The following is a 14,654-nucleotide window of genomic DNA, read 5'->3' as shown; positions in this document are numbered from 1 at the left end:
CCTCAGCACACCACGCAGCTAATGTTGGAGCCTCGTCCGCTGGACGAGGCTGTCTACGCCCGTGCCCAGGCACAAGGCTTGAGCGAGCTTCAGGCGCGCCTTCTCGCCTCACGGCTGCCCGGCTATCAGGGCGAGCTTGCCCCGCTGGTAACGCCCAGCCTGCGCTACCTGGCTCACCCGGAAAAGCTCGCCGATGGGCGCCGTGCCGCCGAACGTATTGCTCAGGCGGTTGCCGAGGGTGAATCCATCGGGATTTTGACCGATTACGATGTGGATGGGATTACCTCCCACGTCGTCATTCGCCGCACGCTGGTTGAGCTGTTTGGTGTGCCCGAGCACAAGCTGCATAGCCTGATTGGCCACCGTATCCACGATGGCTACGGGATCAGCTTGCCGTTGGTTGAGCGCACGCTGGCGCTTAAGCCATTCCCGACCCTGGTGATTACCGCCGACTGCGGAAGCAGCGACGAGCCACGTATTGCGCGACTCAAAGCGGCAGGCATTGACGTGGTGGTCAGTGATCACCACGCGTTGCCATTGGAAGGCCCGCCCGCGTCGGCTTACGCCTGCGTAAATCCCACCCGTGACGATTGCACTTATCCGGATAAAACCATCGCCGGGTGCATGGTGGCGTGGCTGTTGATGTCGTTGGCACGTGGCGTATTGGTGGAGTGGGGGGCCTTGCCCGAGGCTACGCCCAAGCTTTCGCCGTGGCTCTCCTATGTGGCGCTGGGCACCGTGGCGGACTGCGTATCGCTGGGCGGAAGCCCCGCCAACCGCGCCGTGGTGAGCTACGGATTAACCCTGATCAACCGCATGGACGCCGCCTGCTGGCGCGCCATGGCGGCACGCCTGGGTGCGGACAGCGTACCGTTCAATGCTGAAACGCTGGCCTTTCAGATGGGCCCGCGGATCAATGCGCGCTCGCGGCTGGATGACCCTTACGCGGCGCTGCATTTCATGCTAGCCGAGAGCGACGCCGTCGCTAACCGTCAGTTGGAAGTGCTGGATCAGGATAACCAGTCGCGTAAGGCGATTGAGGCTGATATGGCCGAAGAGGCACGGGCGTTGGCCGCCAGTGCACTGTTAGCCGATGAGCCTGCTGTGGTGGTGTTTCTGGAAGATGGCCACCCCGGCGTTCAGGGCATTGTGGCCTCCCGGCTGGTGCAGTCTTACGGGCGCCCTGCGCTGGTGCTGACGCAGGCGGCGGCACCCAATATGCTTACTGGTTCAGGGCGCTCAATCGATGGTTTGCACCTGCGCGATGCGCTGCAGCGTACCTTTGAACTTGCGCCTGAGGCGCTGCAGCGCTTTGGTGGGCACAGCGGTGCCGCAGGAGTGGGCGTTCCCCGCGAACAGCTGGACGTGTTTAAACAGGCGTTTCTCAAGGCCGTAGCGGAACAGCTGGAAGGGCGTTCGCTCTATCCCCGGCTATGGACGGACGGCGAGCTTTCCACCGCGCAGCTCTCTCTTGCCACGCTTGAGGAGATCGACGCGCTGGGCCCCTATGGGCGTGAATTTGACGCACCGCTTTTTGAAGGGCGTTTTATCGTCGAAGCGCTGCGCCCAGTGGGTGCCGATGGCGCGCACTTGATGCTTGAGCTCTCCATGGGTGCCATCACCTGTAAAGCAATCTGGTTTCGTGCCTTAACGCCAGGTGAGCTGCCCGCGTTCGCCATCGGCGACACGCTGCACTGCGCTTACAAGCTTAACCGTAACCGCTGGCGGGGGCGGGAGTCGTTGCAGTTGATGGTTGAGCACGCAAGCGCAGTTTAAAACGCTTTCATCAACCCGGTCCATTAACCCTGTTCATCACCCCAGCACACTTCATAAGGGCGTTTAAATGCGCGTGGAAGATTTACCCAAGGACCCGCACCGCCTCTATGAGGATGTAATGGCGATGCTGCTGGGCACGTTCTTCGTTGCCTTGGGCGTTACCTTTTATACCCAAGCGGTGCTGCTAACTGGCAGCACTGCGGGCTTGGCGCTGCTGCTTAATTACGTGACGCAGTGGGGGTTTGGGCTGTGGTTTTTTGCCATCAACCTGCCGTTTTACTACCTGGCGATCAAGCGTATGGGGTGGAGCTTTACGCTGCGTACCTTTATTGCCATTGGCCTGGTGTCGCTGTTTTCTGAACTAACCCAGGGCTGGGTGCAGTTTGAAAGCGTGCCTTCTCTCTACGCCGCACTCATGGGCGGGGCATTGATGGGCATTGGCATGCTAATGCTGTTTCGCCACCGCACGAGCCTGGGCGGCATCAATATTCTGGCGCTCTACCTGCAGGACCGACACGGCCTGCGGGCGGGCTATGTGCAGCTAGGCATTGATGGGATGATTTTGCTGGTGGCGCTTACCCAGCTACCGTTAGACCGCGTTGGCTACTCGGTGCTGGGGGCGCTGACGTTGAACTTGATTATCGCCCTTAACCATAAGCCCGGGCGATATATCGGCGTGAGTTAGCGCTCTAGCTAAGCCAGAACCACCAGATGACCAGGGCAATGAGCCCCAGGCCCGTCGCGTTAACCAGTAAGCTCATGAGGCCTCCTGTTGAGTGGGCTTCCAGAACCGCAGGCGATTGGCATTACTCACCACGGTGATGGAGGAGAGCGACATGGCGACCCCCGCGATAATCGGTGAAAGCAGCATGCCGGTTACCGGGTAGAGCAAGCCTGCCGCAACCGGGATGCACAGCACGTTATAACCAAAGGCGCCCACCAGGTTCTGCTTGATGTTGGCAAGCGTGGCGCGGCTGATTTCAATGGCTGAGGCCACGCCGTGAAGCGACCCACGCATGAGGGTGATCCCCGCGCTTTCCATGGCAATATCCGTCCCCTGGCCAATCGCAAAGCCGACGTTAGCGCGCGCCAGCGCCGGAGCATCGTTAATGCCGTCGCCCACCATGCCGACGATTTCGCCTGCTTTTTGTAAGCGCTCAATCTCGGCGTGCTTGTCCTCTGGCGTCAGGCCCGCTTTAAACGTCGTAATGCCGACTTCGCGGGCAATCGCCGCGGCGCTATGCTGGTTATCGCCGGTCAGCATGACCACGTTCAGTCCATCCTGCTGCAGACGTTTAACGGCCGCGACGGCATCGTGACGTAGTGGGTCGCTAATCCCGAAGAGCGCCGCTAGCTGATTATCCACTGCCAGATATACCAGCGTACGCGCCTTGTGTTGTAGCGTGTTAACCGCTTGCTGGGCAGATGAAAGATCTACCCCGGCTGCCTCAAGCAGACGCGCATTGCCCAGCAGCAGCGCTTTGCCATCGCGATTTTCGGCTTTTACGCCACCGCCCGTAACACTTTCAAACTCCTGGATCTCGGCAGGCGCGGCGCCCTGCGCATCCGCGTAAGCGATAAGGGCTGCTGCCAGCGGATGCTCAGAACCGCGCTCCAGGCCATGCACCAGGCCCAGCGCAGTGGTTTGATCCATGCCAAACAGCTGTGCATCGGTGACACTGGGTTTGCCTTCGGTGAGCGTGCCAGTTTTATCGACCACCAGCGTGGTCAATTTGCTGGCGGTTTGTAGCGCTTCGCCACTTCTTACCAGTACGCCCTGTTCGGCGGCTTTGCCCACGCCAATCATGGTGGAAATGGGCGTGGCCAGGCCCAGCGCGCAGGGGCAGGCAATAATTAGCACGGTCGTAGCCGCCACCAGCATATGAATCACGCGTGGCTCAGGGCCAACGTTAAACCATACCAGCGCCGCCAGTACGGCAATAATTATTACCGCTGGCACGAAGATGCTCGATACCTTATCCGCCAACTCACCAATTGGCGGGCGTGAATTCTGAGCGCTGGCGACCTGCTCGGTGATTTGCCCAAGCCGAGTATCACGACCCACACGAGTCGCGCGATACACCAGCCCGCCCTGGCCATTGACCGTGCCTGCGTTGACGTTATCCCCGGTTTGCTTGCTGACGGCCAGCGGCTCGCCGGTCAACATGGATTCATCAATATGGCTCTGGCCTTCGGTGACTTCGCCATCAACGGGTAAGCGCTCGCCGGGGCGCACGCGGAGTTGGTCGCCTTCACGAACCTCATCCACGTCTACCTCTTGCTCTTGGCCGTCGCGAATGACGCGTGCCGTGCGGCTTTGCAAATCAAGCAGGCGCTTTAGCGCGTTGCTGGTACGCCCACGGGCGCGAAGCTCCATGGCGTTACCCAGCAGGATAAGCCCAACCACCATCGCCGAGGCTTCAAAGTAGATCCCCTGAGCTATTTCAGGCAACCAGGGTGCAAACAGCACCACCGCCATGGAGTAGAGCCAGGCGGTACCCGTGCCCATCGCCACCAGCGTATCCATATTGGCCTGATGGCGTTTGAGATTCTTCCACGCGCTAACAAAAAAGTGTCGGCCTGGAAAGGCAAGCACGCCCAGGGTCAAGACACCAATCGCCAGCCAGTAAACGCGGCCCAGGCCCATAACGTGGGGATGATAGATAAACATGCTGAGCATCAGGGGAATGGCCAATGCCAGCGCGATGGCACTGCCCCGCAGCCGCTGCCGATAGGTAGTGGCATCTTGCTCGGTGCGAACGCGCTCGGCTTCACGCATATCCACAATCGGCTCCGCCGTGTAGCCCACTGAGGCGACTGCGTTGATAAGGGTTTGCGCATCGGCACTGCCCACCACTTGGGCGGTGTGGGTCGCGAAGTTAACGCTGGCGGCTTCCACCCCTTGGGTGTTTTTCAGCGCATTCTGAACGCTTTTAACGCAGCTGGCACAGGTCATGCCGCTAATTGCCAAGCGTAGGTTGGTGCCAGTCGTAGCCGGTACCTCAGTTGCCTCTGGCGGGGATTCAGGCGCTGTCGGCGAGGCGGGTTCGCTGCTGGCCGGGTAGCCGGCTTTTTCCAGCGCCGTGTTCAGGCGGCTATCGTCCAGGTTTGTAGTAACTTCAAGGCGTTTTTCAGCCGGAGTGCCCACTACCTCAGCCGCTGGGTCTTCTGCCTGAATCGCCTCACGCATCCGCTTAACGCAGCCCTGGCAGCTCATGCCGCCTACCGTACGGAAAACCGTATGACGTGAAGTGGTTGTGTCGTTCATAAGGCCTCCCTGGAAGAGGGCTCATCGGGAAAGCTTTCAATAAGGCGGCACACGCTATGCCCATCGGGTGTGCCGTCTGGCATGTGCTCCCAGCTTTCCAGCGCTTGCTCCATGCGCTGGGCCAGCGCTTCAAGTTCGGCAATCCGTGTACGGATCTGCGGCAGGCGGCTGGCGAGCAGGTCGCGCACCAGCGGGCAGGGCGAGTCGCCCTGGTCGGCATGCAGGAGAATGTCGCGTATCTCCGCTACGCTAAACCCCAGCTTGCGTGCTCGCTGAATAAAGTGCAGCCGCTCAAGGTCGGTGCTTGAGAAAAGCTGATAGCCGTTATCTGGTTGGCGGCTCGGGAGAAGTAAGCCTTCGCGGGTGTAGTGGCGCACTGTCTCTGCCGTTACACCGCCCTGTTTGGCAAGCTCGCTGACTTTCATCGCGCACTCCTTACGTTTTTGTCCGCTGCTAGTAAACGGTGGGAATGCACGTAGTGTAAAACCTATGGGTAACACGCAGGTCAAGAAGGGCTGTTCTATAATTCTCTAAAAAGGGCTTAAAACGAACAAAACAATGATTTAAAACGGTCGTACGACTAATGTATGAGCGAAAAACAAAATAAAACGCTCGTTTGCCCTTGAACCAAAGGCCACATTGGGCGAAAACTGAAGTGTATGCCTACGCTATAAAAACAGTACCAGCGGATGTCGCCATCCACAGGATCATCGGGACAAGAGGCCAACCATGTATAATAAATTTAATAAGCTCACTCTAGCAGCTGCGGTTTCGGCAGCTGTCTTCGCAAGCCAGGCACACGCTGGCGGTTATCAAATTAACGAGCAAAGCGTTAGCGGCCAAGGCTATGGTCATGCTGGGCGCAGCTCTAACGTACACGATGCCTCTATTGTGTACGGTAACCCGGCAGGTATGTCGTTCCTTGATCGTGCGCAGATCACGGTGGGGGGCACCTATCTTCATGTCAATACCGATGTCAATAATGCTACCTCTGGGCGTTCTTTGGAAACGCCTGCGGGCTCACTGCCTTTGGGATCAGTAGAAGGAACCAATGAAGGTGATATGGTGCCCGGTACGCTGGTTCCTTTTGCTTTTTATGCACAACCGGTCAATGAGCAGTTAGCGTTTGGTTTCGGCGTATATGCACCGTTTGGTTCAAAAACAGAGTATGAAGGTGGTTTCGAGGGGCGTAACCAGGGGAATTATACGGAGGTGAAGGTAATGACTGCCCAGCCAACCGTCTCCTACCGCTTTAACGAGCAGTGGGGCGTCGGGTTGGGGATTACCTATAACCGCGTTGATGGCGAACTGCACCGACAGGTGCCCGTTGCGGTTGGGCAGGCAGCCAATGGGGCTCCGATCGTTACTGAGGTGGATTCACGTGTTGAAGGTGATGATGACGCATGGGGATATAACCTGGGGGTGATTTACCAACCGGTGCCTGAAACCACGTTTGGTTTAACGTATCGCTCAAAAGTTGACTTCAATTTGGACGGTAACTTTTCTGCAAGCTCCCCTGTGCTTGATCAGTTAGGTATTGGAACCGTAACGGATACGGCTGCACTGGACTTGACTACGCCTGAGACGGTTAACTTCTCGATAACCCAGCAAATGAGCGACAACCTCAAACTCATGTTTGGGGCTTCCTGGGCTCGCTGGAGTCGCTTTGATCAAATCCTTGTTACCGGCACTGAGCGTGAAGAGATCACTAACGAACAGCAAAATTACTCCAATGCCTGGGCATTCTCCACCGGCGGCGAGTATCAGTTGACACCTGAACTGGCGTTGCGAGCAGGGGTAGCGCTGGACTTTACACCAACGCAGGATACGACGCGCAGTGTGCGTATTCCTTCTGATGACCGGCGTATCTTCTCGCTGGGTGCTGGCTGGAGCCCTACACCGGACCTAACACTTGATTTCGCTTACTCTTATCTAACCGAGCGCTCAACCCAAGTGGATCAAACAAAGACGGATAGCTTCACTGTGGCTGGACAGCAGACACCGCCCATTACGTCTACCTACTCTGCCGGCTATAAAAACGAAGCCCACGGCTTTGGTGCTCAGTTGACCTATCGTTTTTAAGCCCATATTTTAGGCGTCTCGATGAAATAAGTTTCTCGCGTGTTAAATCGGTAGCTCTACTCCTGAACCCGGCACTCGCCGGGTTCAGGCATTCGCCGTCATGGCGAGTGGATGCGAGAAACGCCAGGTTTCGTTACAATGGGTTTTCAGAATTTCGCCGCTGTGGTGCTGGCTTGGAATCATCAAGCCAAGACGCCACAGCGGCGCGTCTTTCTTTTGAACCATGTCATATTGACCAAGGCCAGGGCGATCCATGTTGGAAACCAACCCGATACATAACCAGATCAAGGACCTGTCTGAGCGGACAGACGTTCTTAGGGGGTATCTTTGACTATGCCGAGCGTAAAGATCGGCTAGAAGAAGTCTCTCGCGAGCTCGAAGACCCGAATGTCTGGAACGACCCGGACTACGCACAAAAGCTGGGTAAAGAGCGCTCTTCCCTGGAAGCCATTGTGGCAACCATCGACGAACTGGACCAAGGCCTTGGCGACAGCCGCGACCTTCTGGAACTCGCCGAGATGGAAGAGGATGAGGACACGGTTGAAGAAGTGCGCCAAGAGCTTGATGGCCTTCAGGTCGCGCTTGAAAAGCTCGAATTTCGTCGCATGTTCTCCGGCGAAATGGATGAAAATAACGCCTACCTGGATATTCAATCCGGTTCGGGCGGTACGGAAGCGCAGGACTGGGCCAATATTCTGCTGCGCATGTATCTGCGCTGGGCAGAAAGCCACGGGTTCAAGGCTGAAATAACCGAAATTTCCGCAGGCGAAGTCGCAGGTATCAAGTCGGCCTCGCTGCATGTTCAGGGCGACTATGCGTTCGGTTGGCTGCGTACTGAAACCGGTGTTCACCGGCTGGTGCGTAAAAGCCCGTTCGACTCCGGCGGCCGTCGTCATACGTCGTTTGCGTCGGTATTCATGTCCCCGGAAGTTGATGACAGCTTCGAGGTTGATATTAACCCTTCGGACCTGCGCGTTGATACGTATCGCTCCAGCGGTGCGGGCGGTCAGCACGTTAACACCACCGATTCGGCGGTGCGGATTACCCACGAACCTACCGGTATTGTGGTGGCTTGCCAGAACCAGCGTAGCCAGCATGCCAACCGTGACTTCGCCATGAAGCAGTTAAAGGCGAGGCTCTGGGAGCATGAAATGCAAAAGCGTAATGCCGCCAAGCAGGAAGCGGAAGACTCCAAGGCCGATATCGGCTGGGGCAGCCAGATTCGCTCTTACGTGCTTGATGACCAGCGTATCAAGGATTTGCGCACCGGCGTGCAGTCCAGCAACTGTGACAAGGTACTCGACGGCGACCTGGACCAGTTTATCGTCGCCAGTCTCAAGCAGGGTTTGTAATCTTTTTAGCGTTCGAACATGAATAGGGTGCCCCATGGCTAACCAAGACGCGTCTTCTCCTGAAAACGAAAATCATCTTATTGCCGAACGTCGCGCCAAGCTCACCGCGCGTCGTGAACTGGCCGCAGAGCAAGGGAAGAGTGCTTTCCCGAATGACTTTCGCCGCGATAGCCTGACCGTTGAGCTGCAGGAACGGCTGGGCGAGAAGGAAAAAGCCGAGCTGGAAACGCTTGACCATCACGCATCCGTGGCGGGGCGGATCATGCGCCAGCGCGGTCCGTTTATCGTGATTCAGGACGTGGCGGGGCAGATCCAGCTTTACGTGGATAAAAAAGGCCTGCCGGCGGATGTGCTTGATGACATCAAGAGCTGGGATATTGGTGACATCGTGGCGGCGCGCGGCCCGGTGCATAAATCCGGCAAGGGCGACCTGTACGTGATGATGGTCGATGCCCAGCTTCTGACCAAGAGCCTGCGTCCGCTGCCGGATAAATTCCACGGCCTGACGGATCAGGAGGCGCGCTATCGCCAGCGCTATGTGGATCTGATTATGAACCCACAGTCGCGTAAAGCGTTTGAAACGCGGGCGGCGGTGATCAGCTCCATGCGCCGTTTCTTTGAAACGCGTGGCTTTATGGAAGTGGAAACGCCCATGCTTCAGGCGATTCCTGGTGGTGCAACGGCGCGTCCGTTTGTGACTCACCACAACGCGCTGGATATGGATATGTATCTGCGCATCGCGCCTGAGCTTTATCTTAAGCGTTTGGTGGTGGGTGGTTTCGAGAAAGTCTTCGAAATCAACCGCAACTTCCGTAATGAAGGTCTTTCGACGCGGCACAATCCTGAATTCACCATGGTCGAATTCTACTGGGCGTATGCCGACTACAACGACCTGATGGATATGACCGAAGCGATGCTGCGCACTGCAGCCGAAGAAGTGCTGGGCACCACCACGCTTGAGTACCAGGGGGCAAGCTACGACTTTGGCCAGCCGTTCAAGCGTTTGACGCTTAAACAGTCGATTCTGGATCACGGTGATGGCATTACCGATGCAGACCTGGATAGCCTTGAAGCGGCGCGCGTGACCGCTCAGGCGCTGGGCATCAAGGTCAAGGACAGCTGGGGGCTGGGTAAAGTCCAAACGGAAATTTTCGAAGAAGTGGCCGAGCATAAGCTCGACCAGCCGACGTTTATTACCGAATACCCGGCTGAAGTCAGCCCGCTGGCGCGCCGCAACGATGCTAATCCGTTTGTCACTGACCGCTTCGAGTTCTTTGTGGGCGGGCGTGAAATTGCCAACGGTTTCTCGGAGCTAAACGATGCCGAGGACCAGGCCGAGCGCTTCCGCGCACAAGCCGCCGAGAAAGATGCAGGCGATCTGGAAGCGATGTACTACGATGCTGACTACGTGCGTGCACTGGAGTACGGCATGCCGCCTACCGCCGGTGAGGGCATCGGGATTGACCGGTTGGTCATGCTGTTTACCGACAGCGCGTCCATACGTGATGTATTGCTGTTCCCGGCAATGCGCCCTGAGGCTGAGTAGCACGCTGGATTGAATGAGGTAGACTAAAAGTTGGTAAGGGCGCGATTTAGCGCCCATAATGGTCAACGTTTCGACGGCGAGGAGAATCCCATGAAACTGCTAAACCGCTCCGCTCTGAGCGTCAGGCCGACCCAGCCCTTTGTGGACTGGATCAATGCGCTGGAACCCACCATGGGAGACGACGACCTGACACTGGACGACGTCGAACGTGAAAGCACCATTTACCTGATTCCTGAAATGGATACCCCGGAAGCGCTCGAAACCTTCGTGCACGACCGCTATGTAGAAATCCTCGAAACCGAGTTGCGCGCTTGGGAAGAGGATGAACGCCAATGGCCAGAGCCGCTTGATTGGGCGCTGTTCAAGACATTTCTTAGCGTTGAGCACAGCTATCTCGCCATCGATCTGGATGATGAGACAGCGCTTGAGATTTCAGACGTTGATGATGCGTTGTTGCTCGACAGCGACCAGGATTAACGTTCGGCACTAGTTAGGCGCTATCTCATCATGACGTAACTCATGACGCACATCTTGTTCTCAAGCAGTTGCGCTCATGCACGTTAAAACCGGCTTAGGCCGGTTTTAACGTGTTAGCCGTTTCGCTTTAGGAATACCCCACCGATGCGACTGTTTCAAACCCGTCCTGGAGACGACGGCCTGCCCGGGCCGGAGCGTGTCTTGGCGGTATTGGCCCTGATTACCGGCACGCTAATGGCGGTGATGGACACCACCATGATTAATTTGGCGCTGCCGACCATTGCAGCAGACTTAAACGCCTCTGCCGCACGCTCGGTGTGGATCACCAACATGTTTCAGGTGGTATGTGCCGCCTTCTTGCTGGTGTTTGCCGGGATCAGCGAACTGGTAACGCGACGGCGTATTTATCTGTTTGGGCTAGGCACGTTTATGGTGGGCGCATTGGGGGCGGCACTGTCACGTAATTTAGAAACGCTGCTGGTGTTTCGTGCCTTGCAGGGGCTAGGCGCTGCCGCCACGCTCTCTATTGGCCCTTCGCTTTACCGGGCGATATTTCCCTCACGCCTATTGGGTAGTGCGTTAGGGTTAAGTGCGCTCGTTGTCGCGGGTGGTTATGCCGCAGGGCCAACGCTGAGCGGCGTTATTTTATCCTTTGCGGACTGGCCGTGGCTGTTTGCACTTAATCTGCCCCTTGGGCTGTGCTCTTTATGGTTTGCCAAGCGCGCACTGCCTCGGGATAAACCCCGCCAGGGAAGTTTTGATTTTCTGGGGGCGCTGTTGTCCATGCTGATGCTGGCGAGTTTCTTCCTGGCCATGGACGCGGTGGGGCACGCGGCATCGTTTGGCCTGGTGGGTGCCTGGGTACTGCTTACCGTAGCAAGTGCAGCGGGGTTTATTATGCGCCAACGTCGAGCACTGTATCCGTTGCTGCCGCTGAGTATTTTTGCTGAAAAGCGCTTCACGCTTGCGGTATCCGCCTCCGGCCTTGCGTTTATTGGTCAGGGTCTGACCTTTGTAGCCCTGTCGTTTTATTATCAAGAGCAAATGGGGCTTTCGCCCTTGGAGACCGCTTGGCTGTTTACCCCGTGGCCGCTTGGGATCATGCTGGTAGGGCCGTTGGCAGGTCGTTTGGCGGACCGTATCAATCCAAGCGTGCTTTCAAGCACCGGCCTGGGGTTGATCATTATCGGGCTGATCGCGCTGGCGCTGGTGGATGAAACCATGGGTGTCATGGAAAGCCTATGGCGTACGGCGCTGTGTGGTATCGGTTTTGGCCTGTTCCAGCCGCCCAATAATCGCGAAATGATGGGAAGCCTTCCGCCGGAGCGTAGTGCCAGTGTGTCGGGCGTTATGAGCACGATTCGCACGGTAGGTCAGTCGTTTGGGGTGGCGATAGTCGGGGCGGCATTAGCGCTTGGGTTTGAGGTTCAAATAACCCTCTGGTTAGGAGCGGCGACGTCGTTTCTGGCGCTTCTGGCAAGCCTTTCAAGAGTGTCGCTTGCCCGGCGTGCGCTGGTTGAGCGCCGGGCATCGTCTGGTGGCTAGTAAGCGCGTACAATAAAAATGTTGAACATCGAGGAGAGCATTAATGACGGTGCAAGCACAGATCGAACAGAAGTTAGCGGCGCTAGCGCCGGAAGTCGTGCGCGTGGAGAACGAAAGCCACATGCATAACGTGCCCGCCAACTCCGAAACCCACTTCAAGGTAACGCTGGTTAGCGACATTTTTGATGGTCTGATGCCGGTGAAGCGTCACCAGAAAATCTACGCGCTGCTGGCCGATGAGCTTTCTGGCCCGGTGCACGCGCTAGCGCTGCATCTTTATACGCCGGTTGAATGGCAGGCGAGGGGCGGCGAGCGTCCTGATTCACCCAACTGTCGTGGCGGCGGCCAGTGACGCCAGAGGTTACCCGGCGCCACTACCTGGATGCCATGGGCATTACCGCCTGGGCATCACGCTATCAACTGCCCAATGCGCTGCCGACCGAAGCCTGCGAGTGGGATGAAACGCCGCCGGAAAAAACGCCCCCGCGTGAGCGTCTCCAGGCGTTGCTTGATGACGCGCCAACCCCGCGTAGCGAGCCCAAAGCACCGAGCGTTAACTCGCCTGCGTCAGCACCTTCTTCGGTACGTGCTTTGCTCGGCCAGGCGCCAGCGGATAAAGCGCCCACGGACATCTCTGTTGAACCAGTGTCTGCTGCGTCAGCATCCGGTGAATCAGTGCCCGTTGAATCAGTGGGGTCGATGCCTGCGGCTTCGGCTAAACCGCTGCAGTTTTCGCTTTCCTGCGTGTGTATAGGGCAGCGATGGTTGAGCTTGCATCCTGGTGAAATAACGCCCCAGGCACAGCGTCTGCTTGCTAATATCTGGCATGCCGTCGGTATTGCGCCGGATGTGTTGTCCAGCACCACGCTGTTTAAGTGGCCGTTAATGGCCAATACCTCTGCAGAAGACCCTCTGGAAGAAGCCAGAGAAGGGCTCTCTGCGTTTATGTCAGGCTGCGCTAGTCGGCAGGGCTGGGCGCTTGAGCGCGTACTCTGGTGGGGTGGGCAACCCGATGACGATAGCACTGCTGATATCATTAGCGTCTTGAATATTCAGCAAGCACGTAGCGATACGCTGGAACTGCCGGTATGGCAGGGTGTCGCGCTTGAACATCTCTTTAAAGATAGCGCTGCCAAGCGTGCGCTGTGGCCCGAGCTATACGCATTAGGTCAACAGTGGAAAACGCTTAAAGATCCCGAAAATGATCGCTGAACTTCAGGAAAGTGATGGCCTACGGTTAGTAAGCCTTGAGGCGCAGGCCCAAAGTGGAGCGAATGAGCGTCAACTTCACGCGGCATTAACCGATACGGATGCCTGCGTAATGGGCTGTTTTCAGGAAAATACGCTGGCTGGCTATGCACTGGTGGCGCGCTTACCCTTTGATGCTGAGCTTCAAGCCATTGGCGTAGACCCTGCTCACCGCCATTTGGGGCTGGGGTATGCGTTAATGCAGGCAGTGATGTTAAAAGCGGCTGAGTGGCAAAGTGAGTGTTTACTACTGGAGGTGCGGGTGAGCAACAAGGCCGCGATTAGCCTTTATCAACGTTTTGATTTTAAGGTGGATGGGCAGCGTAAAGGCTACTACCCGGCAGTACAGGGTGCCGCCGGGCGTGAAGACGCACTGCTAATGTCGCGTACGTTTAGCTAGCGATCCCTTCAAACTTGCTGAGTAAGCTGTTCAAGCGGCGTTCCCACTCTTCGCGCTCTTGCTTGAGTTTGGTGTTTTCGTCGCGCAGCTCTTCATTTTCCAGCTTCATCATTTCCAACGCTTCCACCGTATCGGTGACTTTTTGCTCGAGCTGATTGAACAGTTCCAGGCTCATGTAAACCTCCAGGTTATAAAAACAAACAACAGGCGTGCAACAGGTTGAATCAGGCGAGCGTAACGCTCGTAGGCGTCATCGGCAAGCGCTGTTTACGGGGTCTGGCGTTGATAAAGTCGGGCAGTACTTTCACCCGCTTGGGTTTCGCGGTGCAACTGCCAGTTAGTGGGAGGCATTGGGTCTAGTGAGCGTTCGGTTTCCAGGTAAATCATGGCGTCGGGTGCAAGCCAGCCAAGAGTCTCCAGTGCGTTACAGCAACGTGTAGCAAGCCCCTGGTGAAAGGGTGGGTCAAGAAATACCAGGTGATAAGGGCTAGGCGGCTGGCTCAAGAACGTGTTTGCATCGCACGCAGTGACTTGGCCTCGGGTTGCGCCAAGTGTGGCCAGATTTTGGGTAATATAGGCGGCTACACTGTTGTCACGTTCGATAAAGTCAACATGAGCGGCACCGCGCGAAAGCGCTTCAATACCCAGTGCGCCGGTGCCCGCGAACAGGTCCAGCACATGTTGGCCATAGAGCTGCTGCCCCAGCCAGTTAAACAGCGTTTCACGTACTCTGTCTGGCGTTGGCCGTAAGCCGGGCCGGTCAAGAACAGGTAGCTGGCGGCGGCGAAAATCACCACCGATAATACGAAGCTTGCCAGGCTGCCGGGTGGGCGTGCCTTTGGAAGCGGATGGGCGAGAGGAGCGTTGTCGTGTCATATCGGGGATTGTAGCGGGCTACTTATCCAAAGTCTTGGTTGGCGGTGGTAGGATGGTCACAATGTTCACCTTTTAAGTCGGATG

Annotated in this window: 15 protein-coding genes; 10 read left to right on the top strand and 5 right to left on the bottom strand. The window is 57.0% G+C overall.

What is annotated here, in order from left to right; all coding sequences use genetic code 11:
- The first annotated feature begins 21 nt into the window (after window positions 1–21).
- Both ACT3TJ_RS05840 and ACT3TJ_RS05835 read left to right on the top strand, forming a co-directional pair.
- Window positions 22–1,776 (top strand): single-stranded-DNA-specific exonuclease RecJ, encoded by a 1,755-nt coding sequence (locus ACT3TJ_RS05840; protein WP_172118558.1) that lies wholly within the window; start codon window positions 22–24, stop codon window positions 1,774–1,776.
- 67 nt (window positions 1,777–1,843) lie between these two features.
- Entirely contained in the window at window positions 1,844–2,461 is a 618-nt protein-coding gene (locus ACT3TJ_RS05835) for a YitT family protein (RefSeq protein WP_444621777.1), read from the top strand.
- 72 nt (window positions 2,462–2,533) lie between these two features.
- Here ACT3TJ_RS05835 and ACT3TJ_RS05830 read toward each other — a convergent pair whose 3' ends face one another.
- Together ACT3TJ_RS05830 and ACT3TJ_RS05825 are read right to left on the bottom strand one after the other, a co-directional pair.
- On the bottom strand, window positions 2,534–5,044 hold the full coding sequence (locus ACT3TJ_RS05830; RefSeq protein ID WP_444621778.1) for a heavy metal translocating P-type ATPase: 2,511 nt from the start codon (window positions 5,042–5,044) through the stop codon (window positions 2,534–2,536).
- On the bottom strand, window positions 5,041–5,469 hold the full coding sequence (locus ACT3TJ_RS05825; protein ID WP_444621779.1) for a MerR family transcriptional regulator: 429 nt from the start codon (window positions 5,467–5,469) through the stop codon (window positions 5,041–5,043). The genes ACT3TJ_RS05830 and ACT3TJ_RS05825 overlap by 4 nt, the downstream gene beginning before the upstream one ends.
- Before the next feature lie 304 nt (window positions 5,470–5,773).
- Between ACT3TJ_RS05825 and ACT3TJ_RS05820 the strand changes: the two genes are divergently transcribed.
- Window positions 5,774–7,126 carry an OmpP1/FadL family transporter gene (locus ACT3TJ_RS05820; protein WP_444665503.1) on the top strand — a complete coding sequence of 451 codons (1,353 nt, stop codon included), beginning with the start codon at window positions 5,774–5,776 and terminating at the stop codon, window positions 7,124–7,126.
- Between the two features lie 84 nt (window positions 7,127–7,210).
- Here ACT3TJ_RS05820 and ACT3TJ_RS05815 read toward each other — a convergent pair whose 3' ends face one another.
- Window positions 7,211–7,381, bottom strand: coding sequence for a hypothetical protein (locus ACT3TJ_RS05815; RefSeq protein ID WP_172118526.1), 171 nt, complete (start codon window positions 7,379–7,381; stop codon window positions 7,211–7,213).
- Between ACT3TJ_RS05815 and prfB the strand changes: the two genes are divergently transcribed.
- The 7 genes from prfB (at window position 7,380) to rimI (ending at window position 13,694) form a co-directional block, all read left to right on the top strand.
- Window positions 7,380–8,478 (top strand): peptide chain release factor 2 gene (prfB, locus tag ACT3TJ_RS05810; protein ID WP_172118525.1). Its coding sequence is split into 2 segments (ribosomal slippage): window positions 7,380–7,454 and window positions 7,456–8,478, totalling 1,098 coding nucleotides; the frame shifts between segments, so codons are not numbered across the junction. The genes ACT3TJ_RS05815 and prfB overlap by 2 nt on opposite strands.
- Before the next feature lie 34 nt (window positions 8,479–8,512).
- Window positions 8,513–10,024: a lysine--tRNA ligase gene (gene lysS, locus ACT3TJ_RS05805; RefSeq protein ID WP_444621781.1), complete on the top strand. Its 1,512-nt coding sequence runs from the start codon at window positions 8,513–8,515 to the stop codon at window positions 10,022–10,024.
- A gap of 90 nt (window positions 10,025–10,114) precedes the next feature.
- Entirely contained in the window at window positions 10,115–10,501 is a 387-nt protein-coding gene (locus tag ACT3TJ_RS05800; protein ID WP_087110069.1) for a hypothetical protein, read from the top strand.
- 144 nt (window positions 10,502–10,645) lie between these two features.
- Window positions 10,646–12,046: an MFS transporter gene (locus ACT3TJ_RS05795; RefSeq protein WP_441677835.1), complete on the top strand. Its 1,401-nt coding sequence runs from the start codon at window positions 10,646–10,648 to the stop codon at window positions 12,044–12,046.
- Between the two features lie 43 nt (window positions 12,047–12,089).
- Window positions 12,090–12,398 carry a BolA family protein gene (locus ACT3TJ_RS05790; protein ID WP_441677837.1) on the top strand — a complete coding sequence of 103 codons (309 nt, stop codon included), beginning with the start codon at window positions 12,090–12,092 and terminating at the stop codon, window positions 12,396–12,398.
- A complete protein-coding gene (locus ACT3TJ_RS05785; RefSeq protein WP_444621782.1) occupies window positions 12,395–13,258 on the top strand; it encodes a hypothetical protein in 864 nt (287 codons plus the stop codon). The genes ACT3TJ_RS05790 and ACT3TJ_RS05785 overlap by 4 nt, the downstream gene beginning before the upstream one ends.
- The gene (gene rimI / locus ACT3TJ_RS05780; protein ID WP_444621783.1) at window positions 13,248–13,694 is read left to right on the top strand and encodes a ribosomal protein S18-alanine N-acetyltransferase; all 447 of its coding nucleotides are present in this window, start codon (window positions 13,248–13,250) and stop codon (window positions 13,692–13,694) included. Before ACT3TJ_RS05785 ends, rimI begins: the two co-directional genes overlap by 11 nt.
- On the opposite strand, the gene zapB is transcribed toward rimI, so the two are convergent.
- A complete protein-coding gene (gene zapB, locus ACT3TJ_RS05775; RefSeq protein WP_087110059.1) occupies window positions 13,687–13,869 on the bottom strand; it encodes a cell division protein ZapB in 183 nt (60 codons plus the stop codon). The two genes, rimI and zapB, sit on opposite strands and share 8 nt — an antisense overlap.
- A gap of 92 nt (window positions 13,870–13,961) precedes the next feature.
- Complete coding sequence (gene rsmD / locus ACT3TJ_RS05770; protein ID WP_444621784.1) at window positions 13,962–14,570, bottom strand: 16S rRNA (guanine(966)-N(2))-methyltransferase RsmD; 609 nt, start codon at window positions 14,568–14,570, stop codon at window positions 13,962–13,964.
- Window positions 14,571–14,654: the final 84 nt, after the last annotated feature.

The organism is Halomonas sp. AOP30-A1-24, from assembly GCF_052378165.1.
Classification (GTDB): Bacteria; Pseudomonadota; Gammaproteobacteria; order Pseudomonadales; family Halomonadaceae; genus Vreelandella; species Vreelandella citrativorans.
The sequence above is the reverse complement of the archived record's forward strand: the minus strand, read 5'-3'. Positions and strand labels throughout refer to the sequence as shown.

Bases quoted from the DNA above. Each gene is read 5' to 3' on its own strand.
- zapB (WP_087110059.1), bottom strand. From the start codon at position 13,869: ATGAGCCTGGAACTGTTCAATCAGCTCGAGCAAAAAGTCACCGATACG.
- ACT3TJ_RS05825 (WP_444621779.1), bottom strand. From the start codon at position 5,469: ATGAAAGTCAGCGAGCTTGCCAAACAGGGCGGTGTAACGGCAGAGACA.
- ACT3TJ_RS05830 (WP_444621778.1), bottom strand. From the start codon at position 5,044: ATGAACGACACAACCACTTCACGTCATACGGTTTTCCGTACGGTAGGC.
- rsmD (WP_444621784.1), bottom strand. From the start codon at position 14,570: ATGACACGACAACGCTCCTCTCGCCCATCCGCTTCCAAAGGCACGCCC.
- rimI (WP_444621783.1), top strand. From the start codon at position 13,248: ATGATCGCTGAACTTCAGGAAAGTGATGGCCTACGGTTAGTAAGCCTT.
- ACT3TJ_RS05790 (WP_441677837.1), top strand. From the start codon at position 12,090: ATGACGGTGCAAGCACAGATCGAACAGAAGTTAGCGGCGCTAGCGCCG.
- ACT3TJ_RS05835 (WP_444621777.1), top strand. From the start codon at position 1,844: ATGCGCGTGGAAGATTTACCCAAGGACCCGCACCGCCTCTATGAGGAT.
- ACT3TJ_RS05820 (WP_444665503.1), top strand. From the start codon at position 5,774: ATGTATAATAAATTTAATAAGCTCACTCTAGCAGCTGCGGTTTCGGCA.
- ACT3TJ_RS05795 (WP_441677835.1), top strand. From the start codon at position 10,646: ATGCGACTGTTTCAAACCCGTCCTGGAGACGACGGCCTGCCCGGGCCG.
- ACT3TJ_RS05840 (WP_172118558.1), top strand. From the start codon at position 22: ATGTTGGAGCCTCGTCCGCTGGACGAGGCTGTCTACGCCCGTGCCCAG.
- lysS (WP_444621781.1), top strand. From the start codon at position 8,513: ATGGCTAACCAAGACGCGTCTTCTCCTGAAAACGAAAATCATCTTATT.
- ACT3TJ_RS05800 (WP_087110069.1), top strand. From the start codon at position 10,115: ATGAAACTGCTAAACCGCTCCGCTCTGAGCGTCAGGCCGACCCAGCCC.
- ACT3TJ_RS05815 (WP_172118526.1), bottom strand. From the start codon at position 7,381: ATGGATCGCCCTGGCCTTGGTCAATATGACATGGTTCAAAAGAAAGAC.